Source organism: Paenibacillus brasilensis, assembly GCF_009363115.1.
GTDB lineage: Bacteria > Bacillota > Bacilli > Paenibacillales > Paenibacillaceae > Paenibacillus > Paenibacillus brasilensis.
On the sequence record NZ_CP045298.1, the window covers coordinates 678,097 to 701,121 of the forward strand.

Annotated in this window: 21 protein-coding genes and 1 pseudogene; 6 read left to right on the plus strand and 16 right to left on the minus strand. The window is 45.6% G+C overall.

The window, feature by feature from the left end; translation table 11 throughout:
- The first annotated feature begins 60 nt into the window (after window positions 1-60).
- Window positions 61-990, plus strand: coding sequence for an AraC family transcriptional regulator (locus GCU48_RS03095; RefSeq protein ID WP_152379015.1), 930 nt, complete (start codon window positions 61-63; stop codon window positions 988-990).
- A 147-nt stretch (window positions 991-1,137) separates the two neighbouring features.
- Here GCU48_RS03095 and GCU48_RS03100 read toward each other — a convergent pair whose 3' ends face one another.
- Window positions 1,138-1,788 carry a hypothetical protein gene (locus GCU48_RS03100; protein ID WP_152379016.1) on the minus strand — a complete coding sequence of 217 codons (651 nt, stop codon included), beginning with the start codon at window positions 1,786-1,788 and terminating at the stop codon, window positions 1,138-1,140.
- Between the two features lie 128 nt (window positions 1,789-1,916).
- Window positions 1,917-2,951, minus strand: a complete 1,035-nt coding sequence (locus GCU48_RS03105) for a LacI family DNA-binding transcriptional regulator (protein WP_152379017.1) — start codon at window positions 2,949-2,951, stop codon at window positions 1,917-1,919.
- A 339-nt stretch (window positions 2,952-3,290) separates the two neighbouring features.
- Here GCU48_RS03105 and GCU48_RS03110 point away from each other — a divergent pair, with 339 nt between their 5' ends.
- A complete protein-coding gene (locus GCU48_RS03110) occupies window positions 3,291-4,343 on the plus strand; it encodes a 2,3-butanediol dehydrogenase (RefSeq protein ID WP_152379018.1) in 1,053 nt (350 codons plus the stop codon).
- A 119-nt stretch (window positions 4,344-4,462) separates the two neighbouring features.
- Here the strand turns inward: GCU48_RS03110 and GCU48_RS03115 are convergent, their stop codons facing one another.
- Together GCU48_RS03115 and GCU48_RS27605 are read right to left on the minus strand one after the other, a co-directional pair.
- Entirely contained in the window at window positions 4,463-5,947 is a 1,485-nt protein-coding gene (locus tag GCU48_RS03115) for an AraC family transcriptional regulator (RefSeq protein ID WP_244316054.1), read from the minus strand.
- Window positions 5,892-6,272: a hypothetical protein gene (locus tag GCU48_RS27605; RefSeq protein WP_244316056.1), complete on the minus strand. Its 381-nt coding sequence runs from the start codon at window positions 6,270-6,272 to the stop codon at window positions 5,892-5,894. Before GCU48_RS27605 ends, GCU48_RS03115 begins: the two co-directional genes overlap by 56 nt.
- Before the next feature lie 180 nt (window positions 6,273-6,452).
- Between GCU48_RS27605 and GCU48_RS03120 the strand changes: the two genes are divergently transcribed.
- From GCU48_RS03120 to GCU48_RS03130, 3 genes are all read left to right on the plus strand, one after another.
- Window positions 6,453-7,760 (plus strand): VWA domain-containing protein, encoded by a 1,308-nt coding sequence (locus GCU48_RS03120; protein ID WP_152379019.1) that lies wholly within the window; start codon window positions 6,453-6,455, stop codon window positions 7,758-7,760.
- 299 nt (window positions 7,761-8,059) lie between these two features.
- Window positions 8,060-9,403 (plus strand): amino acid permease, encoded by a 1,344-nt coding sequence (locus GCU48_RS03125; protein ID WP_152379020.1) that lies wholly within the window; start codon window positions 8,060-8,062, stop codon window positions 9,401-9,403.
- A gap of 7 nt (window positions 9,404-9,410) precedes the next feature.
- A complete protein-coding gene (locus tag GCU48_RS03130; RefSeq protein WP_152379021.1) occupies window positions 9,411-10,538 on the plus strand; it encodes a VanZ family protein in 1,128 nt (375 codons plus the stop codon).
- Between the two features lie 159 nt (window positions 10,539-10,697).
- On the opposite strand, the gene GCU48_RS03135 is transcribed toward GCU48_RS03130, so the two are convergent.
- From GCU48_RS03135 to GCU48_RS03190, 12 genes and pseudogenes are all read right to left on the minus strand, one after another.
- Window positions 10,698-11,351, minus strand: a complete 654-nt coding sequence (locus GCU48_RS03135) for a nitroreductase family protein (protein ID WP_152379022.1) — start codon at window positions 11,349-11,351, stop codon at window positions 10,698-10,700.
- Between the two features lie 48 nt (window positions 11,352-11,399).
- Window positions 11,400-11,792, minus strand: a complete 393-nt coding sequence (locus tag GCU48_RS03140) for a MarR family winged helix-turn-helix transcriptional regulator (RefSeq protein WP_152382090.1) — start codon at window positions 11,790-11,792, stop codon at window positions 11,400-11,402.
- Window positions 11,793-12,081: 289 nt separating this feature from the next.
- Window positions 12,082-13,458, minus strand: a complete 1,377-nt coding sequence (gdhA, locus tag GCU48_RS03145) for an NADP-specific glutamate dehydrogenase (RefSeq protein ID WP_152379023.1) — start codon at window positions 13,456-13,458, stop codon at window positions 12,082-12,084.
- Window positions 13,459-13,924: 466 nt separating this feature from the next.
- Window positions 13,925-15,316: a threonine synthase gene (gene thrC / locus GCU48_RS03150; protein ID WP_152379024.1), complete on the minus strand. Its 1,392-nt coding sequence runs from the start codon at window positions 15,314-15,316 to the stop codon at window positions 13,925-13,927.
- 216 nt (window positions 15,317-15,532) lie between these two features.
- The gene (locus GCU48_RS03155) at window positions 15,533-16,876 is read right to left on the minus strand and encodes a TldD/PmbA family protein (protein WP_152379025.1); all 1,344 of its coding nucleotides are present in this window, start codon (window positions 16,874-16,876) and stop codon (window positions 15,533-15,535) included.
- 3 nt (window positions 16,877-16,879) lie between these two features.
- Window positions 16,880-18,274: a TldD/PmbA family protein gene (locus GCU48_RS03160; protein ID WP_152379026.1), complete on the minus strand. Its 1,395-nt coding sequence runs from the start codon at window positions 18,272-18,274 to the stop codon at window positions 16,880-16,882.
- Between the two features lie 444 nt (window positions 18,275-18,718).
- Window positions 18,719-19,024 (minus strand): hypothetical protein, encoded by a 306-nt coding sequence (locus GCU48_RS03165; RefSeq protein WP_244316057.1) that lies wholly within the window; start codon window positions 19,022-19,024, stop codon window positions 18,719-18,721.
- A 313-nt stretch (window positions 19,025-19,337) separates the two neighbouring features.
- On the minus strand, window positions 19,338-20,216 hold the full coding sequence (locus tag GCU48_RS03170; RefSeq protein ID WP_152379027.1) for an IS3 family transposase: 879 nt from the start codon (window positions 20,214-20,216) through the stop codon (window positions 19,338-19,340).
- Window positions 20,217-20,254: 38 nt separating this feature from the next.
- On the minus strand, window positions 20,255-20,566 hold the full coding sequence (locus tag GCU48_RS03175) for a transposase (protein WP_010345122.1): 312 nt from the start codon (window positions 20,564-20,566) through the stop codon (window positions 20,255-20,257).
- 239 nt (window positions 20,567-20,805) lie between these two features.
- Window positions 20,806-21,330, minus strand: a complete 525-nt coding sequence (locus GCU48_RS03180; RefSeq protein WP_152379028.1) for a VOC family protein — start codon at window positions 21,328-21,330, stop codon at window positions 20,806-20,808.
- A 51-nt stretch (window positions 21,331-21,381) separates the two neighbouring features.
- The gene (locus GCU48_RS03185) at window positions 21,382-22,008 is read right to left on the minus strand and encodes a type 1 glutamine amidotransferase family protein (RefSeq protein ID WP_152379029.1); all 627 of its coding nucleotides are present in this window, start codon (window positions 22,006-22,008) and stop codon (window positions 21,382-21,384) included.
- A gap of 109 nt (window positions 22,009-22,117) precedes the next feature.
- Window positions 22,118-22,763: pseudogene (locus GCU48_RS03190) on the minus strand (helix-turn-helix transcriptional regulator); the annotation flags it as partial.
- Window positions 22,764-22,791: 28 nt separating this feature from the next.
- Here GCU48_RS03190 and GCU48_RS03195 point away from each other — a divergent pair.
- On the plus strand, window positions 22,792-23,019 hold the full coding sequence (locus GCU48_RS03195) for a hypothetical protein (protein WP_244316059.1): 228 nt from the start codon (window positions 22,792-22,794) through the stop codon (window positions 23,017-23,019).
- Window positions 23,020-23,025: the final 6 nt, after the last annotated feature.

The following is a 23,025-nucleotide window of genomic DNA, read 5'->3' on the forward strand; positions in this document are numbered from 1 at the left end:
CTCCAAAGGCACTTAATATGAGTGAAAATAGGCTGCTTTTTAAAGAAGGGATGTGTCACGATGAATGCAACCAAAATAGAGGATTCCACCATGGAAAAACAAGCCGAATTGACAAGGCTCATAGAACGATTTTCCAGTCAGGATGGAGTTCTCGCTACAGCCATACCTTCGCTTCATTTCGTCCGAAGCTCCACTACAACTGTTCCGATTTATCAAGTCCATAAACCCGCCTTATGTATTGTGGCACAGGGCAGAAAAGTCGTAATGCTCGCAGAGGAAAGCTACTATTATGGCACATCCGACTACCTTGTGGTTTCGGTGGATTTGCCGATTTCCGGGCAGGTCATACAAGCTTCAGCAGAAGCTCCTTATTTGTGCCTCCGGCTCAATTTTGATCCTCATCAGGTTTTGGACCTGATCAAAGAATCTGCTTTATCCATAAGTTCAATTCCTGATTCCAGACGAGGCTTGTATGTAAACCAAACCAACCCTCTGCTGCTGGATGCCGTGGTAAGGCTAGTGCGGCTTCTGGACAAACCGCAGGATGTTCCGGTGCTTGCCCCATTAGTCATTCGTGAGATACTGTATAGGATTTTACAGGGAAACCAGGGGGAATCCTTAAAACAACTGGTCATGACCGGCAGCCAATCCCACCGGATCGCAGAAGTTATCCAACGGATTAAGCAGGATTATGATAAGCCATTGCGCATTGAGGAGTTATCCAAACTAGCTAGTATGAGCTCTTCGTCGCTACATCGTCATTTTAAAGAGATTACGGCTATGAGCCCATTGCAATTTCAAAAGCAATTACGCTTGCAAGAAGCCCGTCGCCTGTTGTTATCAGAATCAGCGGATGCGGCAGATGTCGGCTTTCAGGTAGGCTACGAGAGTCCCTCGCAATTTAGCCGTGAATATGCCCGATTGTTCGGCCTGCCTCCCATTCGTGATATTAAGCGCTTGCGCATGGATCAGGATCACCCCACAAGTTGAAAAATGATGAGCGAATCCTTGTCTAGCTAAAGATTTTTGGTGATAACAGAAGGTTAAAAATACAGTAAAAAGCCGCCCCTCTTGTAGAGAAGCAGCTGTTATGGGAATTGCCTTTGGAATTGGGTGGCTTCAACTATGCGATAAGGGCTAGTACGGATCATCCAGCTTTACAAGTAGAGCCCGAATGACTTCCTTTTCCGCCGCAGTAAGCTGTTGTCCCGCCCGCCATTGTTGAATCTCTTTCTTAACTTCCTTTGGCTCTCTATAGCTGAGAGCATACCCAATTCTTGCTATGCATTGTACACGAGTGGATTTGTCCGTCTTTGCCAAAGCTCGGGTCATCGCAGTCTTATCCCTTGTGAATAATTCTCCCATAATGGCAGCATAGCTTTCGCTTAAAGCTCCATCCAATCCGTCAGAAGCCCGGATCACATTAGGAAAGCTTTCCGATGAAATAAAGGCTCGCTGCTTATACAGATATTCGATGACCTCCAAGCTTTGCTTTCTGCTAATCTTGTTAAACGTGTCCCACTGGATACCTGCCAAATGGTCCGTAATGTGATGTACTTTTGCTTCGTCGCTGAGGGATGAATCATTATAAAAGGACAGCACAAGTTCCTCTTTCCTTTGCTGGGTATGCTGCGTATGGAATGCATTTTCCATTGGCTTCCCGGCACTTGTTCCAGACGACGACGAAGTGTCAGTATTCTGTCCCACTGGATTGGAAGTACACCCTACAGCTACCGCCAGCAATAGCGCAGTACAAGCTATAGAAACGAACACGCGACCTTTTGACATGAGCCCACTCTCCTGTCCGGGCAAGAAACGATAGTTACCATTATTCAAAACCCATCCATATCCTACTGCTCCTACGGCTATTCATCAAGCGTTATAATGATGAGAAGAGTCACCTTAAACTTCTAGGTTCAGTCAAGTCCCACCGTAGGCTTGCGAATCATGGATACACTTGATTCCCTGACGATCAGGCGGGGCTCAAATTGGACACGCTCATAATCCCCTGGTGTCTGTTCCTGAATCCGCTTGAGCAGCAGCTCCGTAGCCAATCGTGCCACCTCTTCCCCCATAATGGAAACAGAGCTGATCTGTGGCGTCGTTACCGTTGCCCACAAATTGTTATCAATGCCGACTACAGCAACCTCATCCGGCACTTTGACGCCCAGATCCTTAAAACGGTTGACAATGCCAATCGCCACCATATCGTTAACCGCATAAATAGCATCCGGCATATGCTTCAAGCTATGAAAATAATCGGCTGCACGCAGTCCTGTCTCAAAGGAGAAATCATCGCCAAAATAAACGAGTGAAGGGTCCACATGCTGGAGAGACTGCTCATAAGCAAAGTATCTTTCCTCGATTTTGTCCTTTGCAGCACCTGCGTAAGCGATTCTCGTTCTCCCGATTTTAAGCAAATGCTCCATCACAAGCCGTCCCTCTTGCCGGGCCAGACTGACGATATCCGCTTTGACATTTTCGCCCAGCTTCTTGCCATAATTAATAATGGATACAGGAACGCTGGCCTTGTTGATCAGATCCACCAGCATTTTGGGGTATGCAAGCGGCATTATAATAAGCCCGTCCACATGCAGCTTCTTAACCTCCCGAACCGTTTCAAGCTCCATTCTGGCATTGCCGGCGGTATTAATCTGCACAACACGGTAACCGTGCTGCTTCGCAGCCTGCTCCACGGACCAAGCAATCTCAGGAATGATCGCGTTACGAATATCCGGCACGGCCAGCGCGATTTGGCGTGTCTGACGTACCTTTAAACTCTGTGCAGAGGTGTTGGGTGTAAACCCCATTTCTTCAATCACCTGCAAAATCAAAGCTTTCGTCCTCGGGCTGATGCCCTCACTATCGTTAATAGCTCTGGAGACAGTCGCAATACCGACTCCTGCCCGCTTGGCTACATCCTCTATGGTTACTTTCTTTTGCTCTGACACACCCAAAATCCTTTCACGCTCGGAATCGTTTTCTATCTATGAACATAAACTCTCTAATATAGATATTATACCACAGAATGAGTCTCTAAAAATTGAATTCGTTTTCTTCTAGTCCCTGCTTGACCTGAAGTTCGTGAAATTTCTTTTGTACAAAGCAACGAGTCAAATATAGCACTGTAGTCACAAGTGATTATATTCACAAAAAAATCAAGTGCTTTTTGTATGAATTTGGTTTGACAATGTGTAAAAATTGTGACATATTATTTTTCGGAAACGTTTCCTTATTCATTCACTTTTATAGAGGCAATGATCATATATTCATCAAGGAGATGACAAGACATGCAAGCATTGAGATGGCATGGAGTAAAAGATTTACGTTTGGAAAACATTGAGCAGCCCGCTGCTCTGGCAGGAAAAGTAAAAATTAAAGTAGAATGGTGCGGCATTTGCGGAAGTGATCTTCATGAATATGTAGCTGGACCGATCTTCATTCCCCAAGATGCTCAGCATCCATTGACTGGTGAAAAAGCTCCGATCGTCATGGGACATGAATTCTCTGGACAAGTGGTCGAAATCGGCGAAGGTGTAACCAAGATTCAGGTTGGCGACCGTGTAGTCGTAGAGCCGGTTTTTGCATGTGGAGAATGTGATGCATGTAAACAAGGCAAATATAACCTTTGCGATAAAATGGGCTTCCTCGGTTTGGCAGGCGGCGGCGGTGGATTTTCTGAATATGTCGCAGCTGACGAGCACATGGTCCACAAAATTCCAGAAAGCGTATCTTTCGAGCAAGGAGCTTTGGTAGAGCCTTCGGCCGTTGCTTTGTATGCTGTTCGTCAAAGCCAGCTGAAAGTCGGCGACAAAGCCGTCGTATTTGGCGCTGGTCCTATCGGATTGCTGGTTATTGAAGCGTTGAAAGCTTCGGGTGCATCTGAAATATATGCAGTAGAGCTTTCCGAGGAGCGTAAAGCTAAAGCTGAAGAGCTGGGTGCTATCGTGCTTGATCCTAAGACCTATGATGTCGTGCAGGAGCTGCACAAACGGACCAACGGCGGCGTAGATGTAGCCTATGAAGTCACTGGAGTACCGCCTGTGCTGACTCAAGCGATCGAATCTACTAAAATCAGCGGACAAATCATGATTGTCAGCATTTTTGAAAAGGAAGCTCCGATCAAGCCTAACAATATCGTCATGAAGGAACGCAATCTGACTGGTATTATCGGCTACCGTGATGTATTCCCGGCTGTCATCAGCTTGATGGAAAAAGGATATTTCCCTGCTGACAAGCTGGTGACTAAACGTATTAAGCTCGAAGAAGTGATTGAGCAAGGCTTTGAAGGTCTCCTGAAAGAGAAAAATCAAGTTAAAATCCTGGTATCTCCGCAATCCTAATATAGAAGCAAATTCAGATGTCTGCCCTTATGCAGACATCTTTTTTATAAAAAAATCGCTCCCTCCCTGCGGCATGCGACCGTCAAGAAGAGTAGCGCCTTTTTAATTTTTCTCCAAATTTATTGAATTACACTTTTCAGAACATCGTCAATCATTTGTCCATTCGCAATGGTCCCTGTATACAACCAACTCGAATCTTTGCCAAAATCGTATACATGGCCAGCTTTTACAGCTGGAATTCCCGCCCATACAGGATCTTTTATAATATCTTCTTTACTTACATTTTTGCTGTTCACGATAAAAACATAATCCGCATCCAGCTCTGCCAGCTTCTCCAGTGATAAATTGCTCCAGTTTGCCTTGGCAGTCTTGGAGATTTCCTGTACGACCTGGGGAATCTTGAAGCCCAAGTCCTTGTACAATACATCACCGCTGGATAGACTCTGGTTCACGACATACACGTTTTTATCCGTTACCCACAAGGCTGCTACGGTTTTTTGTCCAATCGTCTGGCTCAGTTTGGCCTTGGCCTCTGCCGCCTTTTTGTCATAGCTGCTTAATGCCTGCTTCGCTTCACTGCTCTTATTCAGCACCTCACCCACGGTCAACAGCTCTTGACGCCAATCGTTATTCATATTACTGCCTACAACATAGGTAGGAGCGATTTTAGAGTATTGATTATATTTGTCGCCCTCTACCATGCTCGCACTGTCCATAATGATTAAATCAGGCTTGAAGTTCAGAACGGCTTCAAATGGAAGGTCAGAAGCGATGGTAGGAACATCCTTCAGTTCTTTTTGCAAGTAACCCTGTACCGAATTTTTACCTACCGACCATTGAGCTACGGGTTTAACACCCAGTGCAACCAGATGATCCTCCAGATACGAAGCAATCACACGCTGAGGCTGAGCCGGAACCTTCACCTCATGCCCAAGTGCATCTTTCAGCACCCTTTCTTGTGATGTCTGCTCCGCTGCTGTATTGTTGCTCCCTTGGCTAGTACCTTCCGTTGCCGCAGGACTGGATGTGCCTGAGCAGGCGCTGAGCAGCAGGGTAAAACTAAGCAATAAAATAAATGCCATGGAATGCCTTGCGTTTCTATTCATTCGTAAAATCCCTTCATCATAGTTTTGATAATGATTATTATCCTCAATAACAGTATGCAGGGTGCCACTTATCGAATCAATGGAACATTCGGACATGCTTAATGGATTATCCAGACGTGTATTTCTCACTAAAGCAGATGAATATAAGCTGTTCCGATAATGAACCGGTGATACACCGATATATTTTTTGAATGCCCGACTAAAGAAATAGCCATCCGGGTACCCTACACTCCCAGCAATATCCTGTAAAGTGGCATCCGTCTTCCGTAAAAGCTCCTTCGCCTTAACCATCCGCAGCTGGATCAAGTACATAATCGGGCTACAGTCCGTTTGTTTTTTAAATAATCGGGTAAGGTGTCTAGGACTGCATTCCAATAATCCGGCCAAACTTCCAGCGTTATGGACTCCGCATAATGAACCTGCATAAATCAAATCGCCTGTGTCACGACATCCCGCGTGGAGGTTCGAGCCTGCGGTTCCTGCAATTGGCGTATACATTCATATGCAAAATCATAGAACCGACCCTGAGCCTGAATCTTGGATAGCGCCTCTTGATCCTGCCATGCACTACATATCCTGAATGTGATGTATCCTTCCAATCACCAGCCAAGCGCACGCTACCCTGCAGTACAAAAACAAAAGCATGCGCTGGAAGACGATACGGTCGAAACAGCTCTACCGATTCCAGTCGAATGTGCCGGACATCCATGACACGGATCGACGAATGGAGCCATACGGACAGAAGCTTGTTCAGCTCATCAGCTTCATGTCCCTTGCTCATCCCGGTGTGAGAATCTGTCTGCTTTTGCCGATCCTGCTTCACGTATCAAAGCCTCCGCTTCATAAATATCATACTTTTTTTCCAAACCAACCTCATTATATATCATCTTTTTCTGTGTCTACCATGAGACAATTATTTCTGCGCGAAACAAGGCGAATATACCATTTCCATGGTACAATTTGTATAAATACAATATTTAAAATACATAGGGGGTTTGACAGCATGAGCGGTTCCCACATGGTATTGAGTACAGGAGCTAATGCACCTTTCGGTAAAGAGGATACAGTGCGGGTCACCATTACATGGAAGCATGCACCAGCTGAACTGGATGTTAGTTGTTTTATGGTAGGAGCAGACGGAAAGGTTTCCTCAGATGATTATTTCATTTTTTACAATCAACCTGCTGACCCGCATGGACATGTACGGTTACAGCGTCCGAACGACAAAACCACTGAATTTACTATAGCACTCAAAGAACTGGAACGAACTGGAGTGGATAAGTGTGTGTTTGCCGCCACATTGGACGGTCCAGGTACTTTTGCCGATGTGGTCGGCTGCTCTCTTACTGCTCAAGGCAAGCAATCCCATATCACCTACAGTATCACCGAGGCTACTAGTGAGACATCGCTTGTGCTTGCAGAGGTGTATCGCCATACGTCTGGCTTCAAGCTTCGCGCAGTTGGGCGTGGTTTCAACGGAGGACTGAAGCCGCTTGCCGAGGCTCATGGGGTTACCGTGGAAGAAGGGGAGCCGTCAGCAGCACCGCCGGATACTGTACAGTCCAATATATCTGATACTAGACCGAATACAGCGAATGCCAAAGCGGAGATGGAGGCTTCCTTTCCCGGTAGCGGAAAAATTAATTTACTTAAGCAGAGTGTCCAAATTTCACTCAAAAAAAAGCAAATAGACCGTGAAAAAGCACGAGTAGCGGTTGTATTCGACGCTTCTGACTCTATGTCTAAACTTTATACGGGTGGAACCGTGCAAAAAGCCTTCGAACGTGTGTTGGCTGTAGCCATCTGTATGGATGATGACGGTGAAATGGATGTATGGTTTTTTGCGGACAGAGCCAAACGGACACCAAGCGCCACAGAACAAAATTACGAAAATTACGTTAAACGAACTTATCCCAAGCCTCGTTTGTTTGGAGTAGGATGGGGCAACAATGAGCCTGAAGTAATGAAGGATATCATACTTAAATATACAAAGGAAGATCCTAACAATACGATCCCTACCTACGTTATCTTTTTCAGTGACGGAGGTGTCTATGAAACGGAAAAAATATCAAATTTGCTAATCGAGTGTTCTGGAACCCCGATTTTCTGGCAATTTGTTGGTCTTGGTAATGCCGATTACGGAGTCCTTCAAAAGTTAGATGATCTGCACGGTCGCGTAGTAGATAATGCAGATTTTTTTGCCTTGGATGACATCGACTCCGTGACAGACGCAGAATTGTACGACCGTCTGCTGAACGAGTTCCCAGGATGGCTCAAACAGGTACGAGCTAAGGGAATATTGCGGAGCTAATTCCTCGCCGCAGTGCGAAACCGCGTCAGATTAACACATCTCCATGCCCCCCTGCATGATCACTTAAAATATCATCAAGTTGAGCAATAAGAGGCACAATGGCCGCTGATAAAGCAATCCTCAGCGAAATCATTCTGCCTCTGTTTTTCTTCAGTTTGTCCTCTATCCATTTCAATCTCTCTATCAGATCCTATTTCTTTCATTTCCTAATCGTTAATTTTCATGTAGTATAAGTCTAATTGAAGTAACCCTGTTTGGGCTATGCTGAAGCTATACACTTTATAAAGGAGGATTTCAGATTGAAATCAAATGAAGCAACTTTGCACAAAAAGCTGCGCCCTAGGCATATTACCTTTATGGCTATGGGCGGGGTCATCGGGACCGGTATCTTTAAAGGAAGTACCGAAACGATTAGCTTGGCAGGACCTGGAGTTATTTTATCCTATGTCTTTGCAGGGCTTTTGCTTCTGGTCGTTATGGGAGCAATTGCCGAGATGGCCACCGTCTATCCTAACATGAATATGAAGGATTTTATTCGTAAAGCGTTTGGAGAACGGCTTTCCTTTATCATCGGCTGGCTGTATTGCTTCATGTGGCTGGCTGTCTGTGTCATCGAGGTCATCGCAGCGGGAAGCTTCCTGCAATACTGGTTTCAGGATGTTCCCTTATGGGTACTCAGTTTAGCAAGTGCGGCCTTCATTATCATCGTTAATATGCTGAGTGTCGGAGGCTTCGGGGAGCTGGAATTTTGGCTTGCAGGGATTAAGATTGCCATGATTATCATCTTTATCGCCTTGGGTGGCTGTATACTATTCGGCATTATCCCCACGGAAACTCCACCTTATCTGAGCAATTACGCACAGCATGGGGGATTTTTACCCAATGGCTGGCTGGCTATTTTTTCGGCACTGCTGGTAGTTACCTTTTCCTATGGAGGGTCCGAGCTCATTGGTCTGACGTTAACGGAGACCGAAAATCCGGAAAAAGTGCTGCCTAAGGTAGTTAAAAGCTTTATTTTGCGGGTTGTCCTGTTTTACACCTTGCCGATCCTCATTATTTGTGGCTTGATTCCCTGGAATCAGCTGGATGCGAATACCAGTCCGTTTGTACAGGTACTGTCTTCGGCAGGGCTTCAAGGCTCGGCCCATGTCATGAACTTTATCCTGATCACTGCCGTACTGTCTGCCGCCAATTCGGGGATTTACGGTGCTACACGCATGCTGCATTCACTGGCCGTCAATGGGGAAGGGCCTAAATCACTCGCCCGCGTGTCTTCAAACGGAGTTCCAATAAACAGTCTCAAACTGTGCGCCGTGGTTCTGATTGTCGGTTCCATGGTTGCTTATATTGCTCAGGATGGACTGTTCCGCATTTTGATGGCCGTGCCTGGCTTTGTTGTGCTGCTCGTCTGGAGTTGTATTTGCTTGTCCCAGTTGAAACTACGCAAATCTTATCCCATAGAGCCCAGCTTCAAAATATGGGGGTTTCCTTATATCACCGCAATAACCGTCGGATGTCTGTGGGTGATTGCACTCCTGTTCCTGCTTGACCCGCAAAATCGGATCAGCATCAGCGTATGTGTGGCTTTCATGGCATTCTTGATCGTCTGGTCTTTGGTGAAGTTCCGGAGAAAGCAGGCGTAAGCAGCTCATGATTCAATCGTATCTGTTTCCTGTTTCATATGCTTTTCTGGCGTTTCCTTTTGCTGCGCTATTGTTTACACTGCCTTTTCTTATTGTGCAGTATCGAAGACATGGCTATATTCACAAGGCTAGAGCATGGCTGCTTTACCTGATGCTTTTATACTTGATGAACGCCTTCTTTTTGGTCATTTTACCGCTTCCGTCATCGCGTCATAACGCAGCATTAGCTGGAGGAGCGTTGCAATTAATACCCTTGCAATTCATTCACGACATTATAAGAGAAACGTCTGTCTCACCTGCTCATCCCTCCAGCTATCTTCATTTATTGAAGGAGCGGGCTTTCCTGCAAGTGGCTTTTAACGTTCTTATGACCGTACCATTTGGCATGTTCTTGCGTTATTATTTCCGTGCACGATGGGGATGGTGCCTGATTCTATCCTTTGCCCTGTCCCTCTTCTTTGAGATAACGCAATTGACAGGACTGTACGGATTTTTTGACCATGCGTATCGCGTGTTCGATGTGGACGATCTGATGGCTAATACATTGGGCGGTATGCTGGGCTTTCTGTTGGGCGAATGGTTCTCACGCTTTCTTCCCCGCTTGGAGCATCTGGACAAGCATTTGGACATTACGACCAAGCGGGTGTCCTATACCAGACGGGGCGTAGCCTTTTTCGTCGATTCTATCGTTTGGATCGGGCTACTCGGGATTATGGAATCCTTGCATGTGTCTGCTGCTTTCTGGGTGTCCAGCGGAGTGTACTTTATGATCGTCCCTTACCTGACGAATGGGAAAACTCCAGGGAAATGGCTGGTGCGTATTCATATTACAGGGACCGGAAAACGAATTTCCCTGTGGGAGCTCATCAAGCGCTACAGCCTATTGTACTGGTTATATTTCGGGCTTAACTATGTGCTGGGTGGACCTGTGCTGTGGTCCCAAGTGTCTCCTTGGGTGAGTGTTCTGATCAGCCTTTTGCTGTTGGTGATGAACGGATGGTTCTTTTTCCATCTGGTCATACGCCTATTCAAGAAAGGTCCGTTATTTTACGAGGAGCTTAGCCATACTTCACATCAAATTATATGGCCCAAGCACTATCACCCTCCTCAGAGTGACACTGCTGACCCTGAATAGATGTCGGGAGAGAATACAGTAAAAAGAACCCTGAAAGACTGATAACGTCATCAAGCCCCGGATCTTCGTTGTATCAGGCATAAAAAAACAGGCGAAACAAAGGAATGTCCTTTGTCCGCCTGTTTTTTTATTTTGCGTATAGATGTTTGTTCGTTTCCCTTATTTCCACTGGGCAATCTGATCAATAGGCAAACGTGTAGACGGATGGCCCTCGTCGAGTCCTTTACCCATGGAAATGAGCATGACAGGGACATAACGATCTTTGTCCAGACCAAAAGCTTCAGCAATTTTATCCTTTTCATAGCCACCGATAGCGTTGGTGTCGTAGCCATGAGCGCGTGCCACCAGCATCAGCTGCATGGATACCAGACCACCGTCGATGAGGACCGTTTCTTTGTTCACAACTGGATCAAGCGCTGCAAAATGGGCTGCCACTTTTTCTTGTTGCATTTCTTTAATGTCTTGTGGCATATAGCCCAATTCTACAGCTTCTCCAAAAATTTGTTCAAAATTGTCAAAATTGTTCAAATCCCCAAATACCGCAATCACTGCCGAAGATGTCTCCACTTGACGTTGGTTGAAACGAGCCAATGGCGCCAGTGTTGCTTTACCTTCAGGGCTGTCAATCACGAGGAAACGCCAAGGTTGCAGGTTAATGGAAGATGGTGCGCGTGTAGCTTCCGTCAAAATCTCAGTCATTTCCTCGCGGCTGATCTTCACGGACGGGTCGTATACTTTTACCGAACGGCGTCCCAGTGCAATTTCTTTAAAATCATTCGTTTTTACAATATTGGATGTATTCGTATTATTCATTCAAGTCTCTCCTTATTCCCTACGGGATATAATATTATGGAATTTCAGTCAGTCCATATCGGATATGTGACCATTCATGATTCGCAGCATATCAGCTAGCTGATGCCGCTCAGCCTCGTCGAAGCTCTGGAGCAGCCGATCTACAAACTGCGAACGCTCCTGTCTGAAGGTGATAATGCGCTCACGTCCATAATCAGTCAGGCTTACCAAGGTAATTCTGTTGTCCTCGGGCTTGGTGCGTCGTGTGACCATAGCATTCGCCTCAAGCTGCTTCAAATGGCGGGTCACGGCTGCCCCGTCGATACCAATCTCTTTTTGCAGCAGGGTTTGACTAATCTCCTCCACCTGATACAACTTGCACAACAGCTGTAATCTGGATGCGCTGATGCCTGCACAACGCTCAAACTTGCAGCTAATCTCTTTATTCAGCAGCAACAGCATGTCAAAAATAGACTCAGCCTCAGATGATGTTGGGGTGATAGCAATCCCTCCTCCGTAAAATATCGCTGGGCTTTGTGATACAACCGTTGATCTATCAATCATTGATCTATCAAGTAATATACATCCTCCTTAAAAATAAATCAAGTCCCTGAGAAAAATAAAGTAACTCTTTTCAAATAAAGCTGAGCACCCCCGTAAGGAACACTCAGCTTTATTTTTTATTTGCTTGCTTATTCAATATACGTGTACTCGCTTATTTCTCTGCAAGTTTCCTAGGCTGCCACTTGAGTTAGACAATCCCGTGGGATAGCATCGCGTCAGCCACACGAACAAATCCTGCGATATTCGCACCGACAACCAGATTGCCCGGAACGCCGTATTCCTCAGCCGCCTTCACGCTGTTAGCATAGATATTTTTCATAATATCATGCAGCTTGGCGTCCACTTCCTCAAAGCTCCAAGACAGACGCATGCTGTTCTGAGACATTTCGAGCGCCGAGACCGCAACTCCGCCTGCATTGGCAGCTTTGGCTGGTCCAAACAGCACTCCATTGTCCAAAAATACTTCAATCGCTTGCAGCGTGGATGGCATATTCGCACCCTCGCCTACAGCTTTTACGCCATTGCTCACCAGCAGCTGTGCTGCATGCTCGTCAATTTCGTTCTGTGTAGCGCATGGCAATGCGATATCACACGGAATCGACCAGATGCCGGAGCAGCCTTCTGTATAGATTGCGCCTGGACGCTCTTGGATATACTCGCTAATCCGCAAGCGATTTACTTCTTTAAGCTGCTTCACCAGCTTCAAGTCAATACCTTCGGGATCATAGATATAACCATTGGAGTCACTACATGCCACGACTGTAGCACCGAGCTGCTGTGCTTTTTCAATCGCATAAATGGATACATTCCCCGAACCCGACACGACAACGCGTTTTCCCTCAAAGGATGTGCCTTGGGCATGCAGCATTTCATTTACAAAATACACACAGCCATAGCCAGTCGCTTCTGTACGCGTAAGACTGCCGCCGTAGTGAATTCCCTTACCTGTCAGGACGCCGCCTTCATGTCCACCACGTATCCGCTTGTACTGTCCAAACATGTAACCGATCTCACGCCCGCCTACACCAATATCCCCTGCCGGAACGTCGGCATCCGGGCCGATATATTTGTACAGCTCGGTCATAAAGCTTTGTGTAAAGCGCATGACCTCGTTATCCGATTTCCCTTTAGGATCAAAATCCGAACCGCCTTTGCCACCACCGATAGGAAGGCCCGTCAATGCATTTTTGAAAATTTGCTCGAATCCCAAAAACTTGACGATTCCCAGATACACGGATGGATGGAAGCGAATTCCCCCTTTATAAGGACCAATCGCACTGTTAAACTGTACGCGGAAGCCACGATTGACCTGTACATTCCCTGCATCATCCACCCAAGGTACACGGAAGGTAATGACACGCTCCGGCTCCACCAGCCGCTCCAAAAGCCCCTGCTGCATATACTTGGGATGCTTAGCCAGCACCGGGACCAGCGAATCCAGTATTTCCTTGACGGCCTGATGGAATTCATTCTCATGAGGATTGCGCGCGATAACCTTCTCAAAAACGGACTGCACATATTCGGCTGCTGCCTGTTGACTCTGCTCTGTACGGATAATGGTCACTTTTCAATACACCCCTTTATGATTAGCCCCTCTGTTAGATGATAGACGACTTGATCCTGCATCTGTGAGAGTGGATCTTTATGTATTCATAAAATTTAGTTAACTATACATGATTTTTTATATAAATACATCTGATTTGCTTATAAAAAATTTTTGTCTCCTTCATTAAATAACTCTATAAACCTGTCATTCCCTGTTATATTCCTAAAGCTAAATCCCTTGATTTACGGGCTTTTTTCACGATTTTCACATATTCTATACCTCACTCCATATGGGACAATTATGTGAACGAATGAAGCTAACTCTCAACTTAGACAGGCGAAATCATACCGTATATCATTTCCTCTATTTCTGTGGACATACAGCCTATCCGGCAAATGTGGAGGTAACAAAAAGAGGCCGCGCACAGGGCGTAGCCTCTTTTCCCCATCCTAATTAGGATGTAACTCAGCATTGAAATGTTCTTCTACACATAAAAGGCTTCAAGCTGACGCACAATTTCTGCCTCGTCATGCTCAACCACCTGCTGGTGCTGCGGCTTGGAGAACAATTGTTCAATTTGCGCCGGGAACTCCTGCTTAATGTCCACCAGACGGATCGCTTCATCGAATTTGGCCGGATGCGCTGTCGCAAAGGTCACACATACTTCGTCCGCGCCATTATACGCCTCATACGCGGCAATACCGCAAGCCGTATGCGGGTCCAGCAAATAATCGTATTCGGCTTTATACTTTTTGATCAGCTCCAGACACTGCTCATTCGAAGCACCAAGCGCTTCAAAATCCTGCTGTACCCGTTTCAAATCCTCTGCACCGATCACAATCCGTCCCTCGGTTTTGAGGTTATTCATGTATTCAGATACCTTGGATGCATCCTCTCCGAGGAAATAGTACAGGTATCTTTCGAAATTGCTTGCCACCTGAATGTCCATGGAAGGACTATGCGTGCTTTTGAAGTCGCCTGGCTTGTACTCACCTGTTTTCACAAAGCGCTCCAAAATATTATTTTCGTTCGTTGCAATAATCAGCTTATGGATCGGCAAGCCCATTTTCTTCGCAAGAAAGCCGGAAAAGATATTGCCAAAGTTGCCGGATGGCACGCTGACATTGATCTTCTTCGTACCCGCTGACTCCTGGGCCCGGAAATAGGCATAGAAGTAATATACCGTCTGCGCCAAAATACGTACAAAGTTAATCGAATTAATCGCACGCAGATGATGTTTGCCTTTGAAGTCCAAATCTGCAAACAGGTCCTTGATGACTTTTTGACAATCGTCAAAGTTTCCTTTTACGGACAGATTCAGTACATTCTCATCGTCTACCGTCGTCATTTGCAGTTCTTGTACCTTGCTCACTTTTTGATGCGGATGCAAAATGCAGATTTTGATGCCTTCCTTGCCACGCACGCCCTGAATGGCTGCCGCTCCCGTATCGCCTGAGGTTGCACCCAAAATGTGAATGATCTCATTCTGCTTTTTGGACACGTAGGAATAAAATTCACCCATAAATTGCAGCGCCACATCCTTGAACGCAAACGTAGGTCCATGGAACAGCTCCAAAATAGACAGGGAATCGTTGATCTTCTTCACTGGCGTAACTTCCGGGTGACGGAAGCTCGCATAACTGCGCTCCACCAGTTGTTCCAAATCTTCACGAGGAATCTCATCATTGATATACAGCGCAAAAACTTCCAGCAGCAGCTCTCTGTAGCTCAATGTTGCCCATTGCTCCAAAGTAGCTGCCGACACGGTCGGAATCTGCTCCGGTACCATCAGACCTCCATCGTCAGCTAACCCCATGAGTACGGTATCAATAAATCCCTTGGCTTCTACGCGACCTCTAGTGCTTATATATCTCATATACATCCCCCAATAAAAATTCAATTCGAACCTTTTTTCGAATATATTATTGTCTATAATACCCTGTCGCGGTGCTGTAACCAAGCCTTTTTTTCATATTTCAAAGACTTTCTCCTACTTTACCATACCCTGATGCATCAGGCATCTGTAATCGTCAGGCAATCGAGACGTCAAAAACAGGCCGTAAATCTGGAAAAAGGAAGGCTGCTTCAGTCATCAGGAGCCTGAAATCGAGAGTGCAGCCAGTTTGAGCGAAGGGGAGGTGCAGCTTCCCGTAAAACGCAAATCGTTGCCAACTTCCTCTACCTGCTGCAATACGTCAAAAAAGTTGCCCGAGACGGTAATCTGATTGACCGCTCTGACCACTTGCCCCTGCTCAATCCAGTATCCCAGACAAGCCAGCGAAAAATTACCGGACGCCGTATTCGTACCCGCATGCAGTCCTTGCAGCTCGACGATCATCAACCCACGATCCGTCTTGCGGATCATGTCCTCCAACGTAGAGGTGCCTGGTTCCACATACAGATTATGATACGACACACCAATTTTACCGTTATAGCCGCCCTTGGAAGCATTAGAGGTACTTTCCACCCCAGCCTTGCGGGCCGTCTTGCGGTTATGGAAATACGTCTGTAGTTCTCCGTCCTTGATGATCTCGTTGCGGCGCGTCGCACTGCCTTCGGCATCAAACGTGCTGCCTGCCGGAACATTCTCCATTAGCGGATCATCAATCAGCGTAATGCGCTCGCTTGCCACCTTTTGCCCCAGTTTCCCAGCCAATCGCGAAAAGCCTTTATCCACCGACTCCGCTGAAAATACCGTCGTATACGCAGCCAGCAGTTGCGCTGCTGCATCATGACGGAAAATGACCGGATAGTTATCCGATTGAATCGTGTGAGCCCCCAAACGGGAAACAGCCTCTTGTACCGCCCTGTGCGCCACATCTGCAATATCGATATCTTCCACACTCCGCAGGGAATAATCATGCCAGCCCCCGGTAACGGTCTCATCATGTTCTGTTGCGATGACGTATACATATGCGGTCGCCAGACTTTTGCGGCGATGGCAATGCAATCCCTTTGTATTAACAATCAGGACCTCATTTTCACGAATGCTGACCGAGCAATGCCGAGCCATTACAATCCGTGGATCTGCGGCAAGCGCTGTGCGCTCCATTTCTAGCGCCGCTTCGATAAGTATCTCGGGAGCCGTGTCGGCTAGCTCGACGGTATAGGCAGGCTGCTCAGGGTAGCTTTCAGAGCCCTCGAACAGCTCATCCTGCTCCTCGCTCTCCAATATATCTGCGTTGCTGCGGGCTTCTTCCAATAAAAAGTCGATCACGTCAGGCTCCAGCTTCTCCGTAGAGGCATAGCCCATTTTCCCGTTAATGACGCCCCGAAAGGAAAGTCCACCATTTTCGACGATTGTATATTGGTCAATTTCTCCCTTCAACACCTTTACCGAGGTAGAACGTCCATTCACATAGTAGATTTCCATATCCGCGTAGCCGATTTCCCGTCCCTTCGTGAACAACGCTTCCTGAAATTGCTGAATATTCATCGCTTATTCCCCCTTCCGTCCGCCGACGGTCATTTCAGACACGCGAATCGTCGGCTGTCCACAGTTGACCGGAAGACTTCCGCTGACCGAGCCGCACATGCCCTGACCATGATCTAGATTGTTGCCGACCATATCAATATTTTGCAGGGTTTCAATTCCCTTTCCGATCAGCGTTGCCCCTTTGACTGGCTCGGCAATCTTACCGTTGCGAATCATATACGCCTCTTCAACTGCAAAATTAAAATCGCTCGTTGAAGTATTCACCGAACCGCCGCCCAGCGATTTGGCATAGATCCCGTACTCCGTATTGGCAATGATTTCTTCACGAGTGGACTCTCCATTCGCAATAAACGTATTGTTCATACGGGATGCAGGCGCGAATTTATAGGATTGTCTTCGTCCTGATCCCGTCGCAGGCACACCCATCTGGCGCGAGCCCATGTGGTCGATCAGATATCCTTTTAAAATGCCGTTCTCGATCAGTACGTTGCGCTGTGTCGACGCTCCTTCATCATCGATATTGAGCGAGCCCCACGCGTTGGGAATCGTTCCGTCATCCACAGCCGTGACGAGCGGTGAAGCCACCTGCTGCCCGATTTTATTCGCAAACACGGACGTTCCATGGGCCACCGCCGTAGATTCCAGCCCATGTCCACAAGCCTCGTGAAAAAGCACGCCCCCAAAGCCATTCTCAATCACGACAGGCAGTCTGCCGCTGGGTGCATATCCCGCTTTGACCATCGTGGACGCAATACGGGCGGCGTGTCTCGCATTTTCTTCGATATTCAGGTTCTCAAGGAATTCGGTTCCTGCGTACGCTCCCGGCCCGCGAAAGCCGGATTGTCTATGCTCCCCAGCCGTCGCAATAGCGCTTATTCTCATGCGTGTATACGTGCGGGTATCCTCCACCAGTAGTCCATTGCTATTGGCGATCAGTACGTTCTGGATCGAGTTGCTAATCCCAATAGAGGTTTGCGTGATGGAAGGATCGTATTGGCTTGCCGCCTCATGCGCCCGTCTCATCATGTCGATCTTGGCGCGTTTCTGTGAACCGTCAGGAATGATCGCAATCGGATGTTGGTTAGGAATCGTATGGGGATGGAGTGTAATGGTGTGTGTACCTGGTGCTCCACCTCCGCGAATGGCCCTGGCGGCAGATTTGGCCAGTCTAATGAGGCTTTGTTCGCTCAAGTCACTGGTGTAGGCATACACCGAAAAATGCTCCTTCATGATCCGAATGCCAATTCCAAAATCCCGGCCTGACAGCGCCGTATCCACGACGCCTCCGGTCATGCCCAATTGTCCATTGGTGCGGTCCTCGACGAACACCTCTGCAAAATCTCCACCCGTCTCCAGCGCGGCTTGCAGCATATCCTGAATCTGTGTTGGATGTATCATCACATTCCTCCTCGTTTTTGCCATGTTTCCTATTGTACGTTTAAGCGATCAAGATAATATGCGGGTTCATGTTTATTTCCCATAACTTTACTATACATGATGTTGGGAGTGGGTGTAACCATCCGGGTGGTGTGTTCGGTGTTTGGGTGGAGTGAAGATTTATTGGCGGGGATTGGGGAGGGGAAATGAGAAAACCCGATCAGACCGTGAAAGGCCATGTCGGGTTATTTCAGCAAATTGATTACTGGGTGGATTGAGCAAGTATGTGCATCTTAGGTCGCTACGTGGACGGATCATTCTTCCGGTCGCTGTTGCCCCCAGATTTTTTTGATTATAGTTTAATGGTAAAAATCCGGTGAAGGTTATACTTACGAAGCAGCTTTCCTACGGAAAGCTTTCAGCCGAACGCTCCGCTTCTTCAAAACGATTCCGTCCCCTCCGCTGCTATGCTTGGGTTTGCTTCATTTTGTTTGCTAAAATACTTTTTTTCAATCGAACTTTAAACAGTTCTCTGCGCAAATCTAGTTCCATGATATGAAGATGGTCGGCCGCTTCTTTGACGGTTTCCATGTGAAGTACGCTTGCCTTTTGAGAAATAATAGCCAGCGCATCCCAAATGAGCTTTGTGCATGTTTTAAGTCTCTCTATGTGTTCGTCTTCTTGCTGTACCAAGCTCTCGTATTCTTTAGCTGTATTTTCAGATGAGTTTGTATGTTCCATGCTCTTTAGTATCTTAGGTTGGGTATCCAAGTTATCATCTCCTTTTTATTCAAAGTGTAGCAAAGGATGATGCTGGATGTGGTACGTGAATACGTAGCAATGAGAGAATAATAGATAAGATTATTAGAACAATTTAGTATACAAGATAAAATAAGACTACTAAACATTCAAGATAAGTGATTATATCAAACTTAGAAGCTATATAATTACAACTAAATGAATAATATTATCTCGACACCCTAAACCTCTCTGCACTGCTCTTCAGTCAGTCGCTACATTACGGATTAACCCCCTAAGTTTGGACACTAACTCTCTCTTGCTCATCGAGACTTCGTTTTTGAAATTATACACGAACTTCTCGGATCGGAATCGGTTTTATCTGGTTTTTCTCATAAAACTGAGACGGCGACAAATCGCAAATGCCGGAATGAATTCTTCGTTCATTATAAAAATGAATGAATTCCGTGACGGCTTCATAAGCTTCGCTGTACGTTTCAAAGTCGTAGCGAGCCAAGCATTCATCCTGCATTAACCTATGAAAAGATTCAATATGTGCGTTCATATTCGGTGTTCGTGGAGGAATGCGTTCATGCTCCACTCCAAAGCTTTTACAGGCAGCTTCAAACCCATGAGAAATAAACTGAGGGCCATTGTCTGAACGAATCACAGGTTTGGTTTGCACCTCAAATAATTGTCTCTTAAACAAGGCCGTTTGTAACGTTCGGATCACATCTTTGGCCTCGCACCGCAATCCTATATGGTAAGCAACCACAGAACGGTCGTAAACATCGAGGCAAGACTGAATGAAGAAAAATCGGTCTTCTCCTGCAATATAACCGTACTTAATGTCCGTCTCAAACCGTTGGTTCGAATTCGTAATCATCCGATTTCGTGCCAGTTTCCGTGGGTAAGATGAGTTCACTTTTCGCTGTGGTCGCAGGATGTTCAATTCTCTGCACAATCGGTAGACCTTCTTTTTGTTAATAATTAGGCCATCATCTCGGCGTAAAGCGACGGTTAATTTTCGGTATCCATACGCATGGCCGTCTGCAGAAATCAACTCCATAATCCGTTCCATAATCTGAGCATCCGGTACTTTTACGCCGTCCGAACGCAGCGAATATCCTGGCTTTTGTCGTCCCCTACTTGCTGTTTTCTCGATCAATTTTCTATTTTTATGGTAGTAGTAACTAGATCTCGGGATGTTGGCCAGTCGTAGCATAAGCGTGACGGCATATCCTTCACAAATGTAGTGTTCTGCTACTTCAACTTTTTCAGCAAATGAGGGTTTTTCTTTTTTATCAAGTCACGCAGTATCGCAATCTCTAGTGCCTGTTCACCCAGTAGTTTCTTCAATTGATCATTTTCTTGGGAAAGCACTTTGGAATCTAGTCCATGTATGGTTTCCAGTGAAGTTTCACCATATTTACCTTCTTCAAATTCCTTTACCCAACGGTGAAGCATATTGACGGCAATTTCATATCTCCGGGCTACAGCTGCCTTATTCCCGGTTTCGATGGCTTCCTTGACGATTTGGCGTTTAAATTCTCTAGAATGTTTATTTCGTGTCATTTTCTCAGCCCCTTATCACTAGTAGTGTAATCCATATACACTCTTAGTGTCCAAGTTCACTAAGGGGCTAAAGAGGATAGTATACAGTAAAAGTATAGCTGGCTCTTATTATGTAACAATATCGTAAATTAGTTTTTACTGGTGGCTCCTAACACATCTTTAAGGGCCACCAGAATTTCTATTACATCATTTCAGCAAACTGTCACGCTTAATACACTTTACCAAAAAAATGATTGCATTTATTCTCCACTAAAGCTTTTGGCCCATTCAGCAACCCTCCGACTACTTTCTTCTTCTGATAGATCCTCGATCCTAGTCATAATAGACCATCTTACTCCAAAAGGATCCAATATACTTCCGAATCGGTCACCTGAAACAAAGTTTGCAACCTTTTCCCTTACTTTTGCTCCTCTTGCTACCGCATTTTCAAATACCTGATCAACATTCATTACGTAAATTCCCAAAGAATAACACGCATTGTCTCCATCTGGCGGCAAGACCAATTTATACGTCGGATTCGCTGCTCCCAGTTGCAAAAAACCATTTCCAAAATCTAATTCCGCATGAACAATGATTTTATTGCCATTCTCATCAGGATATTCGGTAATATCCTTAACCCTTGCATTGAAAACCGTTTTATAGAACTCTATTGCTTCAGAAGGATTCTTCACTGTTATAAATGGGGTAATAGATGTAAAGCCGTTGGGTATTCCATTCTTTGTATATTTACCTGAAACTCCCATATATTCTCTGCTTTCAGTCATTTTAACTCCTCCTTTAAATGATCGTAACAGTTCAGTTTTATGCTTATACCTTTATTGGATTGAATTCATCAACTCATAGTAATATTTGGATGCGCGAGTCTTATTTAGATTATACCACGCTTCTAATGTTTTAGAAGAAAACACACCCAGAGCTTTCAAAACGTGTACGGAAAATTCCAACGGAGCTGTTCCAGATGCAGTGATCAGTTTTCCATCCGTTATAGCAGACTCCATTTTGTAATATTTTTCGCCCGTGTATGTGGGACAGGTCATTTTGAGGTATTCCAGATCATTGCTTGTATGCCAACGTGAATTCAGCAATCCTGCCTGGGCAAGTCCTATGGTAGCACCACAAATCGCTGCAACCCATATACCTTCCTCTAAGCACCTCTCCACAATTTTTAAGATGGGTTGGTGAATGGTTTCTGTCCATGTATTTCCACCGGGTAAAATCAATGTATCTGTGCTCTCAATGCTGCACTCATCCAGTTTGATGTCAGGCAGGATTTTCAATCCGCCCATGGTAGTTACAGGGGTCTTTTCAATTCCCACAGTAACTATTTTGGATGGAATCAGCCCCTTCTTATAATATCTCCCCGAGTTCAGTTCGGCAGTTAAGTAACCTATTTCCCAGTCTGCCATGGTGTCAAACACATAAAGATATACCGCACTATTCATTTACAGGTTCTCCTTATTTTATAATTTATCAAGTGATACCAACCCTCAGTAATCCATGATTATCCTCATTATAAAAAAGCTTCACTGACATCTGCTGTCAGTGAAGCTTTTAACGTTGATAATATTCCATTAACTCCGACGCAACAGCAACAAGCTTTTTCTTCAAACTCTGTGGTTCGATGACTTGAATGGATTTCCCGTAGGGTAGGAGTAAATAAGGGACATATGTATGAAGTGATTTTTCCTCAAGCAAAAAGATTGCTTGATTTGAGGTCCGCTCTTTCAGATGATGCCCCAAAAACCAATGCAGACATAAGTCATCCAATGCCGCTGACCTGCCTTCGATCATTAAAGAAATTAAACCGTCCTTGCCCACTAAACCAGGTAACAGATTTTGCATAAAAAATTCACGAGCCGAAAAAGCCTCAGAACGCTTAAATATGATTGGAGTACGCTTGATTTGTAGAATCCGATCTGCCCGAAAGCTACGGATCTCATTTCTTAGGTGGCAAAATGCAACAGTATACCATTTACTGTTCCAGTAAACCATTCCATAGGGGGCTATCCCCCTATTTTGGGGTTGTTCTTGATGACTTGTGCGATAATCCATTTCTACAGAGAATTCGTTGCCTACAGCCTGCTCCAATTCTGCCAATACCGGCTGAAGAGAAGGATCTCCCATGCGGTTTATAACTTCAAATCCGGCTAAATGACGGCTAAGTATACTTTCCTGCTCTTTGATTCGAATACATTACGTATGATTTAGAAGTGGGTTTATATAAATTGGCTTTGGGTACTCCCAAGATGTTACCCCATGCAAAATTTTGGACAGAGAGAATCCATCGGACACTTTTAAATTCAAAGGATTTATTAATTTCTTACGGTGAGGCTTTGGAAAAATTCGAAAGTCCAACTAAACAGAGAATCAAAGAAATTTTAATGGTAATTAAGGAAGACGATCCAGATTTATATTTAGATAAGGCTAATTATCTATTAGAAAAATTAAGCTAAAAAGGG

Excerpts from the sequence above, each read along its gene's own strand:
- GCU48_RS03095 (WP_152379015.1), top strand. The coding sequence starts at position 61 with ATGAATGCAACCAAAATAGAGGATTCCACCATGGAAAAACAAGCCGAA.
- GCU48_RS03100 (WP_152379016.1), bottom strand. The coding sequence starts at position 1,788 with ATGTCAAAAGGTCGCGTGTTCGTTTCTATAGCTTGTACTGCGCTATTG.
- GCU48_RS03110 (WP_152379018.1), top strand. The coding sequence starts at position 3,291 with ATGCAAGCATTGAGATGGCATGGAGTAAAAGATTTACGTTTGGAAAAC.
- GCU48_RS03115 (WP_244316054.1), bottom strand. The coding sequence starts at position 5,947 with ATGTATACGCCAATTGCAGGAACCGCAGGCTCGAACCTCCACGCGGGA.
- GCU48_RS03120 (WP_152379019.1), top strand. The coding sequence starts at position 6,453 with ATGAGCGGTTCCCACATGGTATTGAGTACAGGAGCTAATGCACCTTTC.
- GCU48_RS03130 (WP_152379021.1), top strand. The coding sequence starts at position 9,411 with ATGATTCAATCGTATCTGTTTCCTGTTTCATATGCTTTTCTGGCGTTT.
- GCU48_RS03135 (WP_152379022.1), bottom strand. The coding sequence starts at position 11,351 with ATGAATAATACGAATACATCCAATATTGTAAAAACGAATGATTTTAAA.
- GCU48_RS03140 (WP_152382090.1), bottom strand. The coding sequence starts at position 11,792 with ATGCTGTTGCTGCTGAATAAAGAGATTAGCTGCAAGTTTGAGCGTTGT.
- thrC (WP_152379024.1), bottom strand. The coding sequence starts at position 15,316 with ATGAGATATATAAGCACTAGAGGTCGCGTAGAAGCCAAGGGATTTATT.
- GCU48_RS03155 (WP_152379025.1), bottom strand. The coding sequence starts at position 16,876 with ATGAATATTCAGCAATTTCAGGAAGCGTTGTTCACGAAGGGACGGGAA.
- GCU48_RS03160 (WP_152379026.1), bottom strand. The coding sequence starts at position 18,274 with ATGATACATCCAACACAGATTCAGGATATGCTGCAAGCCGCGCTGGAG.
- GCU48_RS03170 (WP_152379027.1), bottom strand. The coding sequence starts at position 20,216 with ATGCTACGACTGGCCAACATCCCGAGATCTAGTTACTACTACCATAAA.
- GCU48_RS03175 (WP_010345122.1), bottom strand. The coding sequence starts at position 20,566 with ATGACACGAAATAAACATTCTAGAGAATTTAAACGCCAAATCGTCAAG.
- GCU48_RS03180 (WP_152379028.1), bottom strand. The coding sequence starts at position 21,330 with ATGACTGAAAGCAGAGAATATATGGGAGTTTCAGGTAAATATACAAAG.
- GCU48_RS03185 (WP_152379029.1), bottom strand. The coding sequence starts at position 22,008 with ATGAATAGTGCGGTATATCTTTATGTGTTTGACACCATGGCAGACTGG.